20 protein-coding genes and 1 tRNA gene are annotated in these 20,628 nt (G+C 26.1%); 19 read left to right on the top strand and 2 right to left on the bottom strand.

All coding sequences use genetic code 4. The features are described from left to right. The first annotated feature begins 42 nt into the window (after positions 1 to 42). The 8 genes from AAHM77_RS02165 to AAHM77_RS02130 all read left to right on the top strand — a co-directional run bounded on the left by AAHM77_RS02165 (position 43) and on the right by AAHM77_RS02130 (position 6,560). A complete protein-coding gene (locus AAHM77_RS02165) occupies positions 43 to 618 on the top strand; it encodes an RsmD family RNA methyltransferase (protein WP_342252494.1) in 576 nt (191 codons plus the stop codon). Continuing rightward, the gene (gene gmk / locus AAHM77_RS02160; RefSeq protein WP_342252493.1) at positions 605 to 1,180 is read left to right on the top strand and encodes a guanylate kinase; all 576 of its coding nucleotides are present in this window, start codon (positions 605 to 607) and stop codon (positions 1,178 to 1,180) included. Before AAHM77_RS02165 ends, gmk begins: the two co-directional genes overlap by 14 nt. After that, on the top strand, positions 1,144 to 2,457 hold the full coding sequence (gene rsmB, locus AAHM77_RS02155; protein WP_342252492.1) for a 16S rRNA (cytosine(967)-C(5))-methyltransferase RsmB: 1,314 nt from the start codon (positions 1,144 to 1,146) through the stop codon (positions 2,455 to 2,457). The genes gmk and rsmB overlap by 37 nt, the downstream gene beginning before the upstream one ends. Then, positions 2,438 to 3,079, top strand: coding sequence for a nitroreductase family protein (locus AAHM77_RS02150; RefSeq protein ID WP_342252491.1), 642 nt, complete (start codon positions 2,438 to 2,440; stop codon positions 3,077 to 3,079). The genes rsmB and AAHM77_RS02150 overlap by 20 nt, the downstream gene beginning before the upstream one ends. A 67-nt stretch (positions 3,080 to 3,146) precedes the next feature. Next, a complete protein-coding gene (locus AAHM77_RS02145; RefSeq protein WP_342252490.1) occupies positions 3,147 to 3,917 on the top strand; it encodes a PP2C family protein-serine/threonine phosphatase in 771 nt (256 codons plus the stop codon). Positions 3,918 to 3,944: 27 nt separating this feature from the next. After that, positions 3,945 to 5,006, top strand: a complete 1,062-nt coding sequence (locus AAHM77_RS02140) for a serine/threonine-protein kinase (protein ID WP_342252489.1) — start codon at positions 3,945 to 3,947, stop codon at positions 5,004 to 5,006. Then, a complete protein-coding gene (gene rsgA / locus AAHM77_RS02135) occupies positions 4,997 to 5,884 on the top strand; it encodes a ribosome small subunit-dependent GTPase A (RefSeq protein ID WP_342252488.1) in 888 nt (295 codons plus the stop codon). The genes AAHM77_RS02140 and rsgA overlap by 10 nt, the downstream gene beginning before the upstream one ends. Before the next feature lies 1 nt (position 5,885). Continuing rightward, positions 5,886 to 6,560, top strand: a complete 675-nt coding sequence (locus tag AAHM77_RS02130) for a ribulose-phosphate 3-epimerase (RefSeq protein ID WP_342252487.1) — start codon at positions 5,886 to 5,888, stop codon at positions 6,558 to 6,560. A gap of 29 nt (positions 6,561 to 6,589) precedes the next feature. Here AAHM77_RS02130 and AAHM77_RS02125 read toward each other — a convergent pair. Together AAHM77_RS02125 and AAHM77_RS02120 are read right to left on the bottom strand one after the other, a co-directional pair. Continuing rightward, positions 6,590 to 6,675, bottom strand: a tRNA-Leu gene (locus AAHM77_RS02125). A gap of 30 nt (positions 6,676 to 6,705) precedes the next feature. Further along, on the bottom strand, positions 6,706 to 6,930 hold the full coding sequence (locus tag AAHM77_RS02120; protein ID WP_342252486.1) for a large ribosomal subunit protein bL28: 225 nt from the start codon (positions 6,928 to 6,930) through the stop codon (positions 6,706 to 6,708). Between the two features lie 156 nt (positions 6,931 to 7,086). On the opposite strand from AAHM77_RS02120, the gene AAHM77_RS02115 reads away from it, so the two are divergent. From AAHM77_RS02115 to AAHM77_RS02065, 11 genes are all read left to right on the top strand, one after another. After that, entirely contained in the window at positions 7,087 to 7,398 is a 312-nt protein-coding gene (locus AAHM77_RS02115; protein ID WP_342252485.1) for a hypothetical protein, read from the top strand. A gap of 18 nt (positions 7,399 to 7,416) precedes the next feature. Then, entirely contained in the window at positions 7,417 to 9,033 is a 1,617-nt protein-coding gene (locus AAHM77_RS02110; RefSeq protein WP_342252484.1) for a DAK2 domain-containing protein, read from the top strand. Positions 9,034 to 9,074: 41 nt separating this feature from the next. Continuing rightward, positions 9,075 to 10,073, top strand: coding sequence for a phosphate acyltransferase PlsX (plsX, locus tag AAHM77_RS02105; protein ID WP_342252483.1), 999 nt, complete (start codon positions 9,075 to 9,077; stop codon positions 10,071 to 10,073). Between the two features lie 11 nt (positions 10,074 to 10,084). Then, positions 10,085 to 10,807 carry a ribonuclease III gene (rnc, locus tag AAHM77_RS02100; RefSeq protein ID WP_342252482.1) on the top strand — a complete coding sequence of 241 codons (723 nt, stop codon included), beginning with the start codon at positions 10,085 to 10,087 and terminating at the stop codon, positions 10,805 to 10,807. Positions 10,808 to 10,867: 60 nt separating this feature from the next. Further along, positions 10,868 to 13,792: an AAA family ATPase gene (locus AAHM77_RS02095; RefSeq protein ID WP_342252481.1), complete on the top strand. Its 2,925-nt coding sequence runs from the start codon at positions 10,868 to 10,870 to the stop codon at positions 13,790 to 13,792. Between the two features lie 27 nt (positions 13,793 to 13,819). After that, positions 13,820 to 15,076, top strand: a complete 1,257-nt coding sequence (gene ptsS / locus AAHM77_RS02090) for a phosphate ABC transporter substrate-binding protein (RefSeq protein WP_342252480.1) — start codon at positions 13,820 to 13,822, stop codon at positions 15,074 to 15,076. 16 nt (positions 15,077 to 15,092) lie between these two features. Further along, on the top strand, positions 15,093 to 17,069 hold the full coding sequence (locus AAHM77_RS02085) for a phosphate ABC transporter permease (RefSeq protein ID WP_342252479.1): 1,977 nt from the start codon (positions 15,093 to 15,095) through the stop codon (positions 17,067 to 17,069). A gap of 255 nt (positions 17,070 to 17,324) precedes the next feature. Beyond that, positions 17,325 to 18,125 carry a phosphate ABC transporter ATP-binding protein PstB gene (gene pstB / locus AAHM77_RS02080; RefSeq protein ID WP_342252609.1) on the top strand — a complete coding sequence of 267 codons (801 nt, stop codon included), beginning with the start codon at positions 17,325 to 17,327 and terminating at the stop codon, positions 18,123 to 18,125. 39 nt (positions 18,126 to 18,164) lie between these two features. Beyond that, the gene (gene phoU, locus AAHM77_RS02075) at positions 18,165 to 18,839 is read left to right on the top strand and encodes a phosphate signaling complex protein PhoU (RefSeq protein ID WP_342252478.1); all 675 of its coding nucleotides are present in this window, start codon (positions 18,165 to 18,167) and stop codon (positions 18,837 to 18,839) included. Positions 18,840 to 18,867: 28 nt separating this feature from the next. Next, positions 18,868 to 19,836, top strand: a complete 969-nt coding sequence (ftsY, locus tag AAHM77_RS02070) for a signal recognition particle-docking protein FtsY (RefSeq protein ID WP_342252477.1) — start codon at positions 18,868 to 18,870, stop codon at positions 19,834 to 19,836. Between the two features lie 19 nt (positions 19,837 to 19,855). Then, positions 19,856 to 20,626 (top strand): TIGR00282 family metallophosphoesterase, encoded by a 771-nt coding sequence (locus AAHM77_RS02065; RefSeq protein ID WP_342252476.1) that lies wholly within the window; start codon positions 19,856 to 19,858, stop codon positions 20,624 to 20,626. The last annotated feature ends 2 nt before the right edge of the window (positions 20,627 to 20,628 follow it).

The raw sequence follows: 20,628 nt of genomic DNA, 5'->3' as shown, positions 1-20,628 counted from the left end.
AAAAATGTTTTTTTATGTTATTGTTAATCTAGGTATATTTAAATGAGAATAATTAGCGGTAAATTTAAAAAAAATAAATTACAAACTCCAGAAAATAATTTCACCAGACCGATGACTTCTAGAGTGAAAGAAGATTTATTTAATATTTTAAATAATTATTTTATTTATGAAAATAAAATTGGTTTAGATATTTTTGCTGGTACAGGTCAATTAGGTTTAGAGTTTCTTTCTCGTGGAGGGAAAAAGTGCTTTTTGAATGATAAAAGCCCTTTAGTTAATAAAATGTTAATAACTAATGTAGCGAATTGTAAAGCTGAAAATAATGCATGTATATTAAAAAAAGATTATTATGATGCATTAGTTTATCTAAAAATAAATCATATTAATATAGATATTTTATTTTTAGACCCACCATTTAAAGAAATTAATTATTATTATAAAATTTTAGATTATATTTTTCAAAATAAAATTATTAATAATTTTGGTATAATTGCTTGTGAATCTGAGTTTCCTTTAGATTTCAAAAAATATAATTTAGTTGAATTGAAAATTAAGAAGTATCCAAGTAAGTGATTATATGTTTTAAGATTTGAGGAGATGAAACATGAAAAGAAATAAAAAAGGTAAATTATTTATTATTTCAGGTCCAAGTGGAGTAGGAAAGGGAACTATTTGCCAAGAACTATTGAAGGATGAATCTTTAAATTTAATTTATTCAATATCAATGACTACTAGAAAAAAAAGAGAAAAAGAAATTGATGGTATAAATTATTTTTTTGTTTCTCCCGAAAAATTTGCTAAGGCAATTGAAAATAATGAATTAATTGAATACGCAGAATTTGTAGGTAATTATTATGGAACTCCAAAAAATTATTGTGAAAAAAAAATAGGTGAGGGTAAAAATGTTTTATTAGAAATTGAAGTTCAAGGAGCTAATATAGTCTTAGATAAACTACCGAATGCTATATCAATTTTTTTAACACCACCTAGTTTGGAAGAATTAGAAAAACGTATTATTAAAAGAGGGACAGAGAAAAAAGAATTAATCGAAAAAAGATTAGATAAGGCTAGAATGGAATTGAACTTGAAAAATAAATATAAATATTGTGTTGAAAATAATGGTTTAGAAGAAACTATAAACGAATGCAAGAAAATAATTTTAGAAGAAATAAGAAAATAATATCTCCTCGTTCAGTTGCTTATGAAATTTTGATTGATATCCTAATGAATAATGTTCCTAGTCATACTTTATTAAATGAATTAAATTATAGTGATTTTGAACAAAGAGATAAAAATTTAATTCGAAACATAGTTTTATTAACTTTAAAAAATCATTTTTTTTTAGAAAAAAATATAAATCAATTTATTGATATAAAAAAGACTCCTAAAAAAATTAAAATTCTATTGTTAATGAGTTTGGCTCAAATATATTTTTTAGAAAAAATACCCGATTACGCAGTTGTGAATGATGCAGTATTTATTGCAAAAAGTATTAATTTAAAATTTGCCAATTTGTGTAATGCAGTTTTAAGGAAACTTATAAAGTCAGAAAAAGTTTTAATCACTCAAGAAGATCAATTACTTTTTTTGCATTATAATTACTCATGAAATAAAAAAATTATAGAAAAACTTTTAAAACAATATGATTTTGAACAATTAGATAAAATATTGAAAGACTCATTAAATAAGTCAAAATTGAATTATCGGATTAATACAATAAAAATTTCTTTTAAAAAATTTGTTAATGATTTTGAAAAGAAATATTATTTTCAAATAAATGATTTTTCAAAAAATTCTATTATTTCAGAAAAGCCTTTAATTAATACCGATTTATTTAAGGAAGGTTTAATTATTGCTCAAGATCCAATGAGTTCAAAAGTTGTAGAAATTTTAAATCCAAATAGTGATGATAAAGTTTTAGATATGTGTGCTGCGCCAGGCGGTAAAACCACACACATAAGTGCTTTAATGAGGAACAAGGGCGTTTTAATTGCTTGCGAATTGAAAAAGAATAAAATTAAAAGAATAGAAGAAAATATTCAAAGATTAGGAGTTCAAAATTCTGCTATATTAAACATGGATGCTTTAAATATATCTGAAAAAAATAAATTTTCTAAAATTTTATTGGATGCACCTTGCTCAGGTTGAGGTGTAACAAAAAGAAAACCTGAAATTAAAATAAATTATAAACCTTTTGATTTAAAAAAGAATATTTTATTACAAGAAAAATTATTAGAAAAAGCATATATTTTATTAGAAGAAGGTGGAGAGTTAGTCTATTCTACATGTACATTTAATAAAATAGAAAACGAAGAACAAATAATAAAATTTAAAAATAAATATAAAGATATTGAGATAATATATCAAAAGCAATATTTTGGTTTTGATTATTTTTCAGATTATTTCTTTATATGCAAAATGAGGAAAATGATAAAAAATGAGCGTTATAGAAGCTAGTGAATTTAGAAAAACAATAAAAAGATATATTGATAAAAAAATATCTGAAAAAGATTTAAATGAATTATTAGAGGTGGCAAGACACGCACCCAGTAGTATGGGATTGGAACCTACTAGATTAATAGTAATAAGAAATAAAGAACTGAAAGAAGTTTTAGCTAAAGAAGTTTTTTCAGAAACAAATTATAATTTAGTCAATTCTGCTGACTCTCTTTTGATTTTCACCTCTTTAAAAATTAATGAAATTATAAAAGAAAAATATTTAATTGAAAGATGAAGTAAATTAATCATTGATAAAGATAAATTTAAGAAAAGAATGAATTTTTTTAATAAATATGTTGATCAAATCAAAAACACAGAAGGTGATTACTTTTGTTTTTTTCAAACTTATATAAGTGCATCATTCTTGATGCTTGCTGCAGCTGATAAAAAGATAGGTTCTTCCTTTTTAGGTGGTTTTAAATCTAATATTGATTCAGTTTTGAACGATATGAAAATTATTGATTCAAATAAACAAAGAGTTTCTATCTGTATGGCATTAGGGTATTTCGATTCAAACGATGCTGAATCTTTTAGAAAAAGTTATAGAATTTCTAAAAATGAATTTGTGACTATAATTTAACAATTAATAAAATTTTATTATGTTATAATATTATTAATTGTTTTTGTATAAAATGGAGTGAATAAAATTGGAAAAAAATGAAAAAATAATTTTTTGTTCTAAAACTGATGTAGGTCAATACAGAACAAGTAATCAAGATTATGTAGGGCATAGTTCCAATGCTTATGGTCAACATATTGCTATTGTTTGTGATGGTATGGGTGGTCATAAACATGGTGATAAAGCTTCTGAATTATGTGTAAATAGATTAATAGAAATGTTTAATGAAAAGGATTTTTCTAAATCTTCTGATAGTGATATCAATGATTGATTGATCGATACTATTTATTCTATTCAAGATTATATGTTAAAATTTACAATTAAAAATCCTGAATATGGAGATATGGGGACAACACTAGTTACTGCTGTTATGTCTAATTCAAAAATTTTTGTTGCTAATGTAGGAGATTCAAGATTATACAAATTGCATAATAACAAAATTTATCAGATTACTGAGGATCAAAATATTTATAACAGTACTACTCAAGATGAAAGAACTAAGTTATTACAAAATCCGCATTTAAAAAATAAATATAATGAAGATACTTTTTGAAAAATTTTGACTAGTGCTTTAGGGCCTACTAAGAAAATGAAAATTGATACTTATATTATAAAGGATACTCCTGGTCAATATATTTTAACTACCGATGGTATTCATGATTTTTTAGATACATCGGAAATGTATAATATTTTGAAGTCTAATAAAAAAGCTGATGACAAATTAAAAGATATTATTCAATTAGCATTAGATAATTTTTCTACAGATAATTTAAGTGCGTTATTATTTGAAATAAAATAATTTATTAATATTAAATAGGGTTTAATAATGAATAAAGAAGAACAAAATAAAACTACAAACGATAAAAAAATAAAAGAAATTCAAAATGGTGAGTTATTAGAAAAAAGATATCGCATTATTCGTAAAATTGCAGAAGGTGGAATGGCTGAAGTTTATGAAGCTTTTGATGAATATTTGAATAGAAAAGTTGCTATAAAAATAATGACTGTGACATTATCAAAGGATGTAAAGGCTGAAGAAAAAGCGTATAAAGAATACGAAGCTATCGCCCACTTAACCAATTCTCAAAATGTAGTTAAAGTGTTTGCAAGATTTGAATATGAAAAAAGACAATGTATTGTTTTGGAGTTAATGCAAGGATACACATTGAAAGACTGAATTTATAAAATTGGTTCATGTACCAATAAGGAATTGAAATTTTATTTTTCTCAAATTAATAAAGCGGTTATGGCTATTCACAATGAAAATATTGTTCATCGTGATATTAAACCTGAAAATATATTAATTTCTTATTGTGGTGAAGTAAGGGTTACAGACTTTGGAGTTTCTGTTCACGGTAGTGGAGATAAGCAAGATAAAAAAATAATTGGAACCTCTAAATATATGGCACCAGAATTAGTACAATCACATCCAGCAACTAATTTATCTGATATTTATGCTTTGGGTGTTGTTTTGTATGAATTGGCAACAGGTGTTCCACCCTTTGTTGATGTAAAACCTATTTTAGTCGCCGTAAAACATGTAAAAGAAAAAGCTGTTTTACCTAGAAGGATTAAACCAGAATTGTCAGAAGATTTAGAATATATAATCATGAAATCAATTTCTAAAAATCCTGAAGAACGTTATTTAAGTGTTCAAGAATTTAATAAAGATTTAGAGAAAGTTTGAGAAAAAAAACCTATATTAAAAAAGCCTCTTAAAAATCAAATTTTACTTTATTCTTCAAAGACAAAGAAATATAGTTTAAAACCAATGGTTGATAAATACCTTTTTAATCCAAAATTTTTAAAAAATAGTTTATTAATTACGTTTTTATCTTTGGCGATTGTATTATTTTTAGTAGTTGCCATAATTATAATATGATTATAAAAAAAGGATTTGTAATATCTCTCAGTGGTGATTATTTTTTTGTGCTTATTGATGAAGTAAAATATTTATGTCGTCTAAAGGGATTATTAAAAAAAGATGATGCTAATAAAGTAATAGTCGGTGACTTTGTTGATGTTCAAATAGATTATGAACAAAAAACAGGTGTTATTTCTAAAATATACAAAAGAAAAAATGAATTGAAACATCCTAAAATTGCCAATATTGATCAAATTGTTATTATTGTCCCTTTTAAAGAACCAGATTTTAATTCTTTTTTATTAAATAAATTTATTTGATCTTTAGAATTCAATAGTTTTAAACCACTTATTTGTTTTTCTAAGAGGGATTTAATTGAGGATGCAGATAATTTAATTAGTGTGATTCAAGATTATAAGGATTTAGGATTTACAGTTTCTGTTATTAGTAACAAACTAAAAGATTCTCCTTCTTGAGAAGAATTTCAAAGTCATTTAAATAATAAAATTTCAGTATTCACAGGTCAATCTGGTGCCGGAAAATCAACAACAATTAATAATCTATTGAATGACGAAATTATTAAAACTAAAGAAATATCAAGAAAATCAAAAAGAGGAAAAAACACAACAACTGCAATTAATTTATATATGTTAAATAATGGAATTATTGCAGATACACCTGGTTTTTCTTCTTTTGATTTTAATGATTTAAATTTAACAACTATTTCATCATTTATTTTTAAAAAAAGTAATTTTGAATTTAATTGTAAATTTTCTAATTGTCTTCATTTAACCGAGAATAAATGTTTTATTAAATGAAGCGTTGAAAACAATAAAATACCAAGATTTTATTATAACGATTATGTAAAATTAATAGATATACTTAAAACAAATAGAGGTTAATATGAGCACAAATTTCAAAATAGCTGCCAGCATTTTGAATGCTAATTTTTGAAATTTATCAAAAAATATATTAGATTTAAAAAAATCTAATATAGATTGGATTCATTTTGATGTAATGGATGGTTTTTTTGTCCCGAATCTTTCATTTGGTTCAAAAATTTTAAGTGACATCACAGAACAAATTGATTATTTCATTGATTGTCACATGATGGTGAAAATTCAAGCGACACAATCATTGTCAGAATATTTAAAGCCTTTCGTTGATGCTGGAGCTAATTCGATAACGCTACATTATGAGGCGCTGGACGATTTCCAGTTTGATGAATTTTTAAGTTTTTGTGATAAAAACAAAATTCAAAAAGGAATTTCAATAAAATTAAATACAAGAGTATCTGATATACAACATCTCTTAGAAAAAATAGATTTAATTTTAGTTATGGGTGTAGAACCGGGCTTTGGTGGACAAAAATTTAATAATTCGGCATTGCAAAGTATTCAGGAATTATCAAAGTTGCGGAAAGATAACAATTATTCTTACTTAATTCAAGTTGATGGAGGCATTAAAGAAGATAATGCCCAAATTTGTTTGGAAAAAGGTGCAGATATTTTAGTGGTAGGCAGTTTTTTATTTCAAGACTCAGTAGATAAGCAAGTGAAAAAAATAAAAAATCAGTAATTAATTACTGATTTTTTATTTTGTTTTCATGGTACCTGCGGTCGGACTCGAACCGACACGAGAACAAACTCAGTAGATTTTGAGTCTACCATGTCTACCATTCCATCACGCAGGCATAATAAAATTTGATACAATTTATATGAAATTATTTTTTAGTTGAAAGTGATGTGTTTCTTAATTGACGATGCTTAAGAGCTCTTAAATCACGCACTGAAATATAAACAGTTTGCTTTTTACCGTTAATTAATAAAGTTTCCTTCTTTAAATTTAAATTTCATTTACGTCTTGAATGATTTAAAGCATGAGATCTCTTATTCCCACTCAGAGGCGCCGGTTTTTTGTCACTTTTAATGGTATATTTCTTTGCCATTTTTTCCACCTTTAAAATATATACTGTTATATAATATATAATACTAATAATAATTGCAACTTTTAAAATTTTAGTTAATTATATTTAAACTTGAAAATATTTTTAGATGTATATATAATTTAAAAAGTTTTTAATTTGGAATAGGTGATTATAATTTTGAAAATAGATTTTGATAAAGTAAATGAACTTATAAAAAATTCAATTACTACAATTCCTGGATTGGCCGGGTTAACTGATTTAAACACTAAAGAATATAAAATATTAAAAAATGATGTTTCTAGTGCTATTAATTGTGAAGAGAATGAATGAGAACTATCTTTTAAGATTGGTGTCGCTTTATCTGAATGATGCATAATTAAAGAATTAGTCCAAGAAATTCAAATAAGAATTTATTATGAATTTGAAAAACATAAAATCATTGATAGACCTTTTAAGATAAATGTTTATGTTACTGATTTAATAATTTAATTTTAAGTAAGTGAGTTTATGAATAAAGATGTAAAAATATTAAAAAATGCATTTATTAGTGCATACCATAACATTTATAATTTTTATCATGAAATTGACAAATTGAATGTTTTTCCTGTGCCAGATGGAGATACAGGGACAAATATGTTCTTAACAATGAAAAATGGTATTAGTTATATTGAAAATGAAAATTTTGATGACATCGGAAAATTATCGGCCGCCTTTTCTAAAGGATTAATTATGGGAGCGCGTGGAAATAGTGGTGTTATTTTAAGCCAAATTTTTAAAGGTATTAGTTTAGCATTTATTGAAAAGAAAGATTTGAGCATCAATGCTTGAATCTTAGCCCTGAAGAAAGCAAAAGAAGTTTCTTATGATGCTATTATGGAACCAGTTGAAGGTACTATAATTACTGTTGTTCGTGAAACTTATGAAGCAATCGTTAATTTTTCAGAAGATAAGTCAATTCAAGATTTATTTAAATTGATTGTAGAAAAATCAAATGTTTCTTTAGAAAACACACCAGAATTATTACCAGTATTAAAAGAAGTTGGTGTTGTCGATTCAGGTGGATTTGGTTTGGTTAAAATTTTTGAAGCTCTAGAATATACTTTTACTCATAATAAAGTTTTAATTAAAAAAAATATTGAAACAAAAAATACTGGAAATAATGTAAATTTTGATTTGCAAAAAGAAGAACCTTTTGGTTATTGCACAGAAGCAATAATTACATTAAGTGACAATCGAAAAAATGCTTATGTTAATGTTTTAAGAAATAATTTAGCAAACCGTGGTTGTAAATCAATTGTTGCAGTTAAAGATGAAGGTATCATCAAAACCCATGTTCACACAAGAACACCAGGGTTAATATTAACTATGTTGCAACAATATGGTGAATTTCAAACTTTAAAAATTGATAATATGATGTTACAAGCAGAAAAACATGTTGTTAATATTAATACAAAACGTGAATTAAAAAATAAATTAGCAGTTATTGCTGTATTGCCGACACCAGAATTAGCAGTTTATTTTAAAGATGAACTAAATTGTAACGATGTAATCATATCACCTGGTATGAACCCTTCGACTGATGATATTATTGCTAAAATCGAAGAGGTTGATGCAAAACATGTATATATTTTACCTAATAATTCCAATGTTATTTTAGCTTGTGAACAAGCTGTTAAATTAGAAAAAAAATCATCAGTGTATGTTATACCATCAAAAACAATACCAGAAGGTGTGTCTTCGTTGATGACTATAAATACCGTTGATACTCCTAAGAAAAATATTGCCGAAGCAAAACATAGTATTAGAAATGTTAAAACATTATTAATCAGTAAAGCTGTTAAGAAAACTCACATTAATGGATTGCAAGTTGAAATCGATGATTATATTGGTATAGTTAGAAAGCAAATTTCCTTTGTAAATAAAAATATGCAACAATTATTAAAAAGTATTTTAAAGAAAAATGTAGATCGTTATTCTGAGATTATTACAATTTATAAAGGTGCAGACTGCAAACAAAAAGATTTAGATTTTTTATTGAAAATAATTGATGAAAATTATGATGTTGAATACGAAATAATTGATGGTAAACATAAGTTATATCCTTTAATTTTAGCCGTTGAATAGAAAACTGAGTATTTTTATTTTCCCGTGAAAGGAAAAATCGAATGAAAAAAATTATAATTGATGTTATGGGTTCTGATTTAGGTCCGCAACCAGCAATTGAATCTTGTGCAAAATTTTCTTCCTATAATAATGACGTTCATTTTATTTTAGTGGGCGATAAAGAACAAATAAAAAAACATATAAAAAATCTTAAAAAATATAAATTTAATAATTACGAAATCATATCTACAACCGAAGTAATTGAAATGTCAGAGGGAATTACTGCATTTCGTAGAAAAAAGGATTCATCGATGACAAGAGCATTAGAAATGCTAAAAGATGAAAAAGGTGATGCTGTAATTTCGGCAGGTTCTACTGCCGCTTTTTTAAGTGGTGCTCATTTTTTAATCGGTGAACTGGAAGGCGTTACAAGACCAGGGTTCATGCCATTTTTGCCAACTTTAATTAAAAATAAAGTTATGAATTTAATTGATGTAGGCGCTAATCTAGAAAACAAGCCAGAAGATTTATTAAAATTTGCTTTAATGGCAACTGTTTATCATCAAGAAATTTTAAATAACGAAAAACCATTGGTTGGTTTATTAAACATTGGAACAGAAGAAACAAAAGGTTTAGAACTTCATAAAGAAACATATAAATTGTTAAAAAGTAATGAAAAAATAAATTTTCATGGAAATATTGAACCAAGAGATATTACATCAGGTTTTATCGATATTGTTGTTTGCGACGGGTACACTGGTAATATGGTTTTAAAATCTTTAGAAGGGATCGCTTATAATTTAATTAAGGGATTAAAAACTGAATTAACTAAATCTTTTTTTACAAAATTAAAAGTTTTGCCCATTAAAAATAATTTAAAAGCATTTGGTGAAATTTTTGATTACAAAAATAATGCAGCAGCTATTTTAATGGGCGCAAAAAAACCAGTCATTAAAACACATGGTTCATCAGATTTAAAATCTTTTATGGCCACATTAAAGTTAACATATAATGTACTAGATAAAAATGTTATAGATAAAATAAAAGAGAATATTTCATAGGTTTGTAAATTATGGATAATGTAAAATTTTTTGAAAAATTTAAAATTTGAATTCAAAAATATAATATAGTTATTAATGATCCGGGAATATTTTTAGAAGCATTGACACATAATTCTTATATGAATGAAAAAAATTTATCTTATAATTATCAACGTTTAGAGTTTTTAGGTGATTCCATATTAGCCTGTCAAATTTCTTTATATTTATTTAAAGAATATCCTGATTGGTCAGAAGGTAAAATTACGAATTTGAGAAGTAAATTAGTGAGAGAAGAAGCACTAGCGCTTTGTTCTAAAAGTATTGGACTTAATAAATTTATTTTATTAGGAGTTGGTGAAAAACAATCAAATGGTCAAGAAAAAGATAAAATAATGGCAGATGTTTATGAGTCACTTTTGGCAGCAATTTACTTGGATGCTCATGAAAATAAAACAAATATAGTAAATAACTTTATTTTTGACACTTTATTAAAAGTTGTAAAAGAAACTAATTATCTTGAAAAAGTAAAAGATTACAAAACATTGTTACAAGAAAATTTACAAAGTGGAGGGGAAAGATTTAGTTATCGATTAGTTAGTTCCAAAAGAAATAAAAACGATACTGAATACTGTGTAGAAGTTGTTATTGAAGATGTTATTTACGGAAAAGGAAAAGGTCCGACCAAAAAAATAGCAGAGCAGAATGCTGCTAAAGTTTCTTTGGATAAATTAATTAAAAAAGATAATAAAAATTAATGATGTGTTATTATTTTATATATAATATAACTGAAGTTATTAAAGAAAGTATGGGAATATATGATTTTTTTAAAACGGTTAGAAGCACATGGGTTTAAGTCATTTGCTGAACCTTTAAGTTTAAATTTTGATCATAGTATGGTCGGTATTGTGGGTCCTAATGGATCTGGTAAATCAAATATTAATGATGCAATCAGTTGGGCGTTGGGCGAACAATCAATTAAGTCATTGCGTGGTAGCAAATCAGAAGATGTAATTTTTAATGGTTCAGAAACAAAAAAACCATTAAATATAGCAGAGGTTAAATTAGTTTTCGATAACACTAAACGTTTTTTTAATTCTCCATTTGATGAAATTGAAATTTCTCGTAAAATTTATAGAAATACAAAAGAAAATGAATATTTTATCAATAAACAGAGAGTGAGATTAAAAGATGTTCAAGAATTTGCTCTTGATACTGGATTAACAAAATCATCATTATCAGTTATTTCGCAAGGGCATATTTCTACTTTTGCTGACTCAAAACCTGAAGAGAAAAGAATTTTCTTTGAAGAAGCTGCCGGAATTGGGAAAAGTAAAAAAAGAAAATTAGAAGCAATGCGTAAACTAGAAAAAGTTCAGGAGAATATTGAACGTTGTGAAGATATTGCGAATGAAATCCAAAGAAGATTGCCAAAATTAAAAAAACAATATGATAAGGCTGTAGTTTATAAAGAAAAAAAAGAACGTTTAAAAAAAATTGAACTATCAATTTTAGTTCAAGATATTATTTTCTTTATGAAAAAAGAAAAAGAAATTAAAAGTGAATCTAAAAAATTACAAAATCAAAAAAATGATTTAAACAATAACATTAATTTTGACGAAAAAAATTTAAAAGATCTTAGAGAAAAAGAGAGAAATATTGAAAGAAAGATTTCTGAACTTTCTATAAAACATCAGCAATTAATAGAGTTAATCAGTGATTTAAAAATTCAAAAAATGAAAAGAAATGTTAATTCTGGTGAACAAGCAAGTAAGGTTTCTATTGAAGATATTAAGAAACAATTCGAAGATTCAAATTATGAATTAGCATTTCACGAAAACCGTTTAGAACAATTAAAAAAAGATTTAGCTACAATAAATTCTAAAATTAATGAACACGATCTTTTGGAAAATGAAGCTAAAAAAAATATCAGTAATATAGACAAATTAATTTCTCGTTTTGAATATATGCAACAAGATTTGAAAAATAAGATTGAAAATAATACTTATTTATTCCAAGGCGTAAAAACAATAATTCAAAATAAAAAAATGTTTAAAGGAATAGAAGGATTAGTTCAGGATATTTTATCTTTTGAAGATAACTACAGTGTTGCAATTAATACAGTTTTAAGCAAATCACAACAGCAAAATATTATTATCGATAATACAGATAATGTTAAAATTTGTTTAGAATTTTTGAAAAAAAATCGCTCTGGTCAAGTGACTTTTTTACCTATTGATAAATTAACAGCAAGTATTATTAATGATAATGATTTATTTTTAGCAAAAAATATTGATGGTTTTTTAGGTTTGGCAAGTGATTTAGTTAAAGTTCCCAATAAATTTAAAGTGATAAAAGAGTATTTATTAGGTCGCATCTTGGTTGGTAAAGACTACGATTCTTGTTTAAAAATTAGTCAAGTGACAAACCAAAGATATAATGTTGTCTCTTTAGAAGGTGATTTAATCAAGGTTCACGGTGCTATTCAAGGTGGCCAAAATAAAAAAATTGCCATTAATAATTATGACCAAGATTTAGAAAAAGTTATGAAAGATTTGAAATTAGCTTATGATAAATTAGAATCATTCAATTTAGAAATTAATGAATTAGATTATAAAAAATCTTTAATTCTTAATTCAAAAAATGAGATTAATTCAAAAATCTTTTTAACTGAAAAAAATATTTCAAAATTAAAAATTGATATTCAAAAAATTAAAACCGAGTACACAATTTTTTCCGGTCAAGAATTAATAGTGTCATCGGACATAAACAATATAACTCCTAGTTCTATCGTTGAAAAGTTAGCAAATATGAATGCAGAAAAAGATGATTTAGTGTCTGAATTAGAAAAATATCGTAGTCAAAAAGATTCTTTGTTGGAAAAAATTGTAAAATTAGAGGATAAAATAAAAGAAAATAATTCATTATCAAACTCTACAATTAACCAAATTGCAAAAAGTAATACTGATTTAGGTATTTTAGAAAATAAATTAAATCTTTCGATGACAAGATTAGCTAGTGAATATAAAATGACTTTTGATTATGCTAAAAGTTTGCAATTATCAAAGTTTGATAATGAAGAAAAAATTCGTGAAGAAATTTTTAGTTTAAGAAATGACCTTTCTGAAATAGGGGATGTTTCGCTATATGTAATTGATGAATATTTAGAAGATAAAGAACGTCATGAATATATAGAATCTGAAATACAAGAACTAAAAACATCAATATCTAATTTGTTGCAAGTTATAAATGAACTTGATTTAATTATGAAAAATAAATTATTTGATTTAGTAAAAAATGTTAACAAAGTATTACCAGAAACCTTTAAAATTTTATTTGGTGGTGGTTCTTCAAAAATAATCTTTGAAGATGAGAATAATGTTTTAGAAAGCGGTGTAATAATAAACGTTTCTCCACCTGGTAAAAAAATAACTAACTTAACTCTACTTTCTGGTGGTGAAAAATCACTAGTTGCTTTATCTGTTTTATTTGCTATATTAAAAGTGAATCCTTTACCTATGGCAATATTAGATGAAGCAGAAGCACCCTTGGATCCAGCGAATGTCGAAAGATTTGCACGCTATATAAAAGAATTTAGTAAAGTGACTCAATTTCTTATGGTAACTCATAGATTAGAATCTATGGAATATTGTGATGTATTATATGGTGCAACAATGCAACAAAAAGGTATTACAAAAATTGTTGGTATTAAAATGACAGAAGCTGAAAGCATAGTTGCTTAATTTTTTTTTCAAATCAAGGAGTTTTTTGTGTCAAGAAAAAAAGAACAAAAGAAAGATTTTAGTAAATTTTGAGAAAATTTTAAAAAATCTTTTCTTTTGTTTATTGAAAATTTTAAAGAAAAGAAGATTAAATACATAGCTTCTTTTTTTCTTTTTGTATTATTATTTTCTTTAACAGTATGAACATTTGCGAGCTCTCATTCTACAATTATTGCTGGAGGCTCTACGTCTGTTGACATTGTTTTGCAAGATTTAACTAATCAATATCGAAATGAAGAAAAAGGTGGCGATGACATTTTATATAATTCACTAGGTAGTTCTGCAGCTTTAGTGGGTGTAAAAAATAATTCTTATTCTTTTGGTTTTTTATCTGATGAATTACAAGATGATGAGGCTGATGAATTATTTTCTGATTATAATGTTTTAAGATTTGCTTTTGCAATTGATTATTTATTAATAATTTATAATTTACCCGAAGACTCTATTAATCAGTCTTCATTAGAACAGAGCGATTTTTTAGGAGATCATTTAATAGTGGGTTCTTGAGATGATACTAATGCAAATGAGGACGGACCTAAAAATATCCAGGAATTATATAGTGGTGATTACACTTGAAAAAATGTTTTTGGTGATCAGTTAGTATCTAATGAAACAACAACAAAACCACCTATTACCTATACTCGTGAATCAGGGAGTGGTACAAGAAGTTTTTTTGAAAGTTCAGTAATTGAAGAAAATAGTTATAATTACAATAGTGTTGTAGCTTCTAATGGTGCTATGTTAGATAGCGTAGAAAGCACACCTGGATCTGTGGGTTATGTTTCGTTTTCTTATTTAAATAAAATAATTTATGATTACCAAAATGGGAACCATGATATCCACATTGCCTTTTTAGGATTTCCTAATAAAAATCCTTCAGCTATTATATCTCCTTATAAAACTATAGATGATAAAGGTGAAGCCATAGACCCGCAAAATCCATTTAATGATAATTATTCTTTAACAAGACCTTTTACAGGGATTGTAAATACTAGTTCTAAGGATTTTGATAAGGCTATGAAATTTATAACTTGAATGTTAGCTCCGGCCTTTTCACAAAATTTACCAACGCAACCTACTGTTGATGAAGCTAGTTATTGATATTTAAAAAATGGTTTAAAACCAATTTCTCAAAGTGATGATTATTTCAAAAAATATTTAGATTACGATTATGGAGCAGGTAATAAAAATATATGAGATTATATGCAGATATATAAAGATGAGATTCCAGGAGAAATAATTTAAAGTTAAAAAGGTTTCTATGAAAAATACATGAAATAAAGTTTGTAATAAAATTAATTTTAAAATAATGGATATAAAAAGTAAGTTAGTAACAAAAAAAGGTCGCAGAGATTTTGCTATGAATAGTATGATCAAATTTTCTGCGTTCTTGATTATAGCGATTTTAATAACGCTTGTTTCTTTTATAATTTTTAAGTCTATTTATTTTTTCTCAGAGTATGGTTTTATAAACTTTATTGCAGGTTCTACTTGGAATGTTAGTACTGATGAATTTGGTATTTGAAAAATTATTATTTCTACCTTCTTTATTTTGGCAATTAGTCTATTGATTGCTGTACCAATAGCTATTTATTCTTCACTATTTATTGTGGAATATCTGAAACCAAAGACTAAGCGTATAACTATTGGTGTTATTCAGTTGTTAGCAGGAATACCATCTATTATTTTTGGGTTATTCGCTTTATCAACAATCGGTGTTTTATTCCAAGATATGGGCGCACCTACAACAAGTAATTTGATAGTAACTTGTATAACCTTAGCTTTTATGGCATTACCAATTATGATTTCACTTTCGGTACATGCTATTGAATCTGTTCCCAGAACAACTAGATATGGAACTATGTCACTAGGCTTTTCTAAAACATTCACTACTTTTAAAATAGTTTATCGACAATCAAAATTAAAAATTATTACTGCTATAATGATGGGTATCGCAAGAATTATTGGTGAAACTACTGCTGTAATGATGATATGTGGAAATAATCCAAATGGTCCTGATATGTCAAATGGTTTTATTGACTTCTTATTTTCTTCTGTTTCATCCTTGGCATCAATGATCGGTTTGGAAATGCTGGAAAATTCAGGTCCATTGCATGAATCTGCATTGTATGCGATCGGTTTAATCTTATTTATTATAGTTACCTTAATTAATTTGATTGTATTAGGAATTCAATCTGCGAATATTCGCAAAATAAATTCTTCAAAAAAGAACAATAATTTTCAAATTAATTCCGAAAACACAACCACTATAAATAAAAAATATAAAATTTATTCACACAAGTACACAAAAAGAAGAAAATGGATAGATTACTTCTTGCTAAGTTTGATGATAATGTCTACTGTATTGGTGGTATCTTTCACTATGACAATTGTGATATCGATATTGTGACAAGGGTTGTTTATGATGCAGTGGGCAGACTTGATTTCTACATCAACGGCTAATGGTGGAGCAGGGATATTGGCTTCAACTACGGTTTCAATTTTATTGGTTATCTGTTCTTTATTTTTTGCTTTCCCAATTGCTTTGGGAGTTGCCATTTATTTAAATGAATATGCTAGTTCACAAAATAAATTTGCTAATGGTTTACGTTTTTCAATTAATGTTATTTCTTCTACGCCATCAATTGTATTCGGAACTTTTGGTTTAGCTTTCTTTATTGGTTTTTGTAAAATTCCTTTATCTATTTTTGCAGCATCATTAACTTTAACAATCGTAGTGCTACCGATGATGATTAGAAATATTGAAGACGGATTATCTTTTATCCCGCAGTCCGTTAGAAACTCATCTTATGCTTTGGGATTAAGTAAAGCAGAGACTATTCGTAAGGTTGTGTTAAGAAATGCTTCAGGAGCAATTTTAACTAGTGTAGTACTATCTACCTCTCGAGTATTGGGTGAATCAGCGCCGGTTTATTTAACTTTAGGAACTGCAGTTAGAATGCCTGTCGAAGGATTTTTATCTCCTGGTGCGAGCATTACTACTCAAATTTTAATGTTGTGAAAAACTGGCACAGATGCCAATTCGGTTAGAGTGATGTATGAATTAGGATTTGTAATGATGTTTATGATTTTATCGATTAACTTATTTGCAGCTCACTTACAAAAAAGAATTTTGCCAGATTATAAAAAAATATCTTTAAGAACAAGAATCAAAGATTGAAAAGATTATTATTGAAAACCCATGATTGGTGCTTTCTTTGGAAAGGATGAAAAATAGTTTAATCATATGGTGAAAATATTGAAAGAAAAAACAAGAGAATTAAAAAATGTAGAAAATTTAAAAGAAAAAAAAGAGAAAAAAGAAAAAAAAGAAAAAAAAGAAAAAACAAGAGAATTAAAAAATGTAGAAAATTTAAAAGAAAAAACAAGAGAAAAAAAAGAGAAAAAAGAAAAAAAAGAAAAAACAAGAGAATTAAAAAATGTAGAAAATTTAAAAGATGATTTTGAATTTTCTAAAAATAAAAAATCAAGTTTGAAATATTTAGATCGTGATTTAAATTATGACTATTCAGAGAAAAGAGATTCTTTAATTAAGATTAAAAATGTTTCTTTTTCTTATTCAGAAGAGAAGAAAATATTGAACAATATCTCTTTTAATATAAAAGAAAAAACCACAACTGCATTTATCGGACCTTCTGGTTGTGGTAAATCAACATTATTAAGACTGTTTAACAGAATGAATGATTTTGAACATAAAGCAAAATTAGACGGAGAAATAAAAATCAAAGGTAAAAATATTTACGGATCAGATGTTGATGTTATGAAATTAAGAACTAATGTTGGAATGGTGTTTCAAACACCACAACCATTTTTGATGTCAATATATGATAATGTTGCTTTTGGACCTCGAAATCACGGAGTAAAAGATAAAAAAATTTTAAATAAAATTGTTGAGGATTCATTAAAAAAAGCAGCATTATGAGATGAAGTAAAAGACAAATTAAAAAGTAGTGCACTTAGTTTATCAGGTGGTCAACAACAAAGATTGTGTATAGCTCGTACTATAGCTATGAAACCTAAAATTTTATTAATGGACGAGCCTACAAGTGCATTAGACCCAATAGCGACCGGAAAAATTGAGCAATTGATTACAGAATTAAAAAAAGATTTTACAATTATTATTGTTACTCATCACATGCAACAAGCAGCAAGAATCTCAGACTATACTGCTTTTTTTCTGAATGGAGAATTGATAGAATATAATATGACAAAAATTTTATTTTCTAGACCAGAACATATTAAAACGTTAGAATATATAACTGGTAAAATTTAGTGGACAGATATTAAAAAATAATTTTTAGGAGAATATAATATGAATTTACATAGTCAAATTGATAATGATTTAAAACAAATTAAAAATCGGGTAATTGAAATGATGGATTTAACTATTGATCAATATTTAGATATGCAAAAATCATTACAAAACCAAGATAAAGAAGTAGCGCAAAAAGTAATTGATAACGATAAACTTATTAATAGAATGGAGAGAAATTTTATTGAAATCTGTACTTGAAAAATTATTAAGCAGCAATTAAAAGCATTAGATTTAAAAATAGTAATTAATCGTATTATAATTATTAAGGATATTGAACGTATTGCGGATTTTGCAAAAAACATTTGTCGTTATTTTTTACAATGACAACCAAATAAAGAACCATTAGAAATTTTAAATGTAATTGTAGAAAAAGTTATTGTGATGCTAAGTAAATGCCGTGAAGTTTTAGAATCTGAAGACATTAAAAAAATTAAAAATTTATTTAAATATGACGATGTTATTGACGACCTATTTCATAATTTAAATAATGAAATTATTCAAAAAATAAAAATCTCTAAGGATACAGAAGAAATTAAAATGTGAACTAAAACTATGAGTCAATTGAAATATATTGAACGTACTGGCGACAATGTTATTAATATTTTAGAAATTTTAGTTTCAACAAATAGTGATGAAATTTTTGAATTTGAAAAATCTATGAAACCTAAATAATTATTATTTTAATGATTGGAAAATGTAAATGGGACTTTTTAAGAAAATAAAAGAAAAAATCTCTGTCAAAAAGAATAAGTATGAAAAAGGTTTAAATAAATCTAGTTTAACTTTCGCTAAAGAAATAAAAAAATTAAATAAAAAATATCAAAGTATCAATAGTGAATATATAGAAGATTTGCAAAGTGTTTTGATTTCATCTGACTTGAGCATGGACTTAGTTTTATCAATTACTAAAAAAATTAGTGATAAAGAATTTAAAGAATGAGATTTTGATAAACTACGTGATTATTTATTTCAGATAATGCGAGACATTTATAAAAATGATGATAAAAAAAATTCCTTAAACGTAAAAGAGGGACGCACCAATGTCATTCTTGTAGTAGGTGTTAATGGTTCTGGAAAAACAACTTCCATTGCTAAATTGGCGAATCTAGTTTTAGAGGATAATAAGAAAGTATTATTGGTAGCAGCAGATACTTTTAGAGCGGGTGCGATCGAACAACTAGATAATTGAGCTAAAAAATTAAATGTCGACATTGTAAAACCATCAAAACCTAATCAGGACCCAGCTTCTGTAGTTTTTGATGGTTTGGCAAAAGCTAAGCAAGATAATTATGATTTAGTTATAATTGATACTGCAGGCAGATTGCAAAATAAAATTAATCTAATGAAAGAGTTGGAAAAAATTAACAAAATTATTCAGCGCGCAATTCCAAAAGCACCACATGAAACATTGTTAGTTTTAGATGCTATAACTGGTCAAAACGGAATTTCGCAGGCAGATAATTTTTTAGATTCAACCAAAGTAACAGGGGTAATTTTAACTAAAATGGATGGTACTGCCAGAGGTGGTATCGCTTTAGCTATTAAACATAAATTAAATATCCCTATAAAATTTATAGGTTTAGGGGAAAAATTAGAGGACTTGCAAGAATTTGATATTGATTTATATTTAGAAGGATTAATACAAGGGTTTAATAATGATGAAGAATAAAATTTAAAGGGGATTTAAAATGAATGTATTAATGGTTGGTGATATTTTTGCCAAAAATGGAAGAACAATTTTTGAAAAAATGCTACCTAAAATTAAAGAAAAATATAAAATTGATTTTATTATTGCTAATGGCGAAAATATTTCTCATGGAAAATCAATTAGTTATAATCATTTTAAATTTTTAAAAAATTTAGATGTTGATGTTGTAACTTCTGGTAATCACATTTTCAAAAAATATGAAGTGTTAGATTATATTGACAATGAAAAAACATTGTTGAAACCTATTAATATTAACAGCTACACACCCGGCAATGGGACTGTTATTTTAAATAAAAAAGGTAAAAAAATTCAAGTTACAAACATTATGGGTAGAGTTTATATGGATAATTGTGATAATCCATACCCAATGTTTGAAAAAATTTTAGAAGAAAGTAATGCTGATATTCATCTTGTAGATTTTCATGCGGAAGCTACTGCTGAAAAAATTGCTTTTGCATGGAATTTTGACGGGAAAATTAATGCTCTAGCAGGAACACATACTCATGTTCAAACTGCAGATGAGAGGATCTTGCCAAAAGGAACTGCATTTATTTCTGATATAGGGATGTGTGGACCTATAAATTCTATAATCGGTGTCAACCCAGAAGAAGTCATTAAAAATCAAAAGACTGGATTGTTGCAAAAATTTAATCCTGCAATAGGACCATCAATCTTTAGTGCCATTGTCATTACTATTGATAATAAAAATAATAGAACACAAAGTATTGAAAGAATTTTATTGAAGGATTAATT

The sequence above is a fragment of the Spiroplasma endosymbiont of Amphibalanus improvisus genome, from assembly GCF_964030645.1.
Taxonomy (GTDB): Bacteria; Bacillota_I; Bacilli_A; order Mycoplasmatales; family Mycoplasmataceae; genus CAXIPX01.
This window is presented reverse-complemented; position numbering and strand designations above follow the sequence as displayed.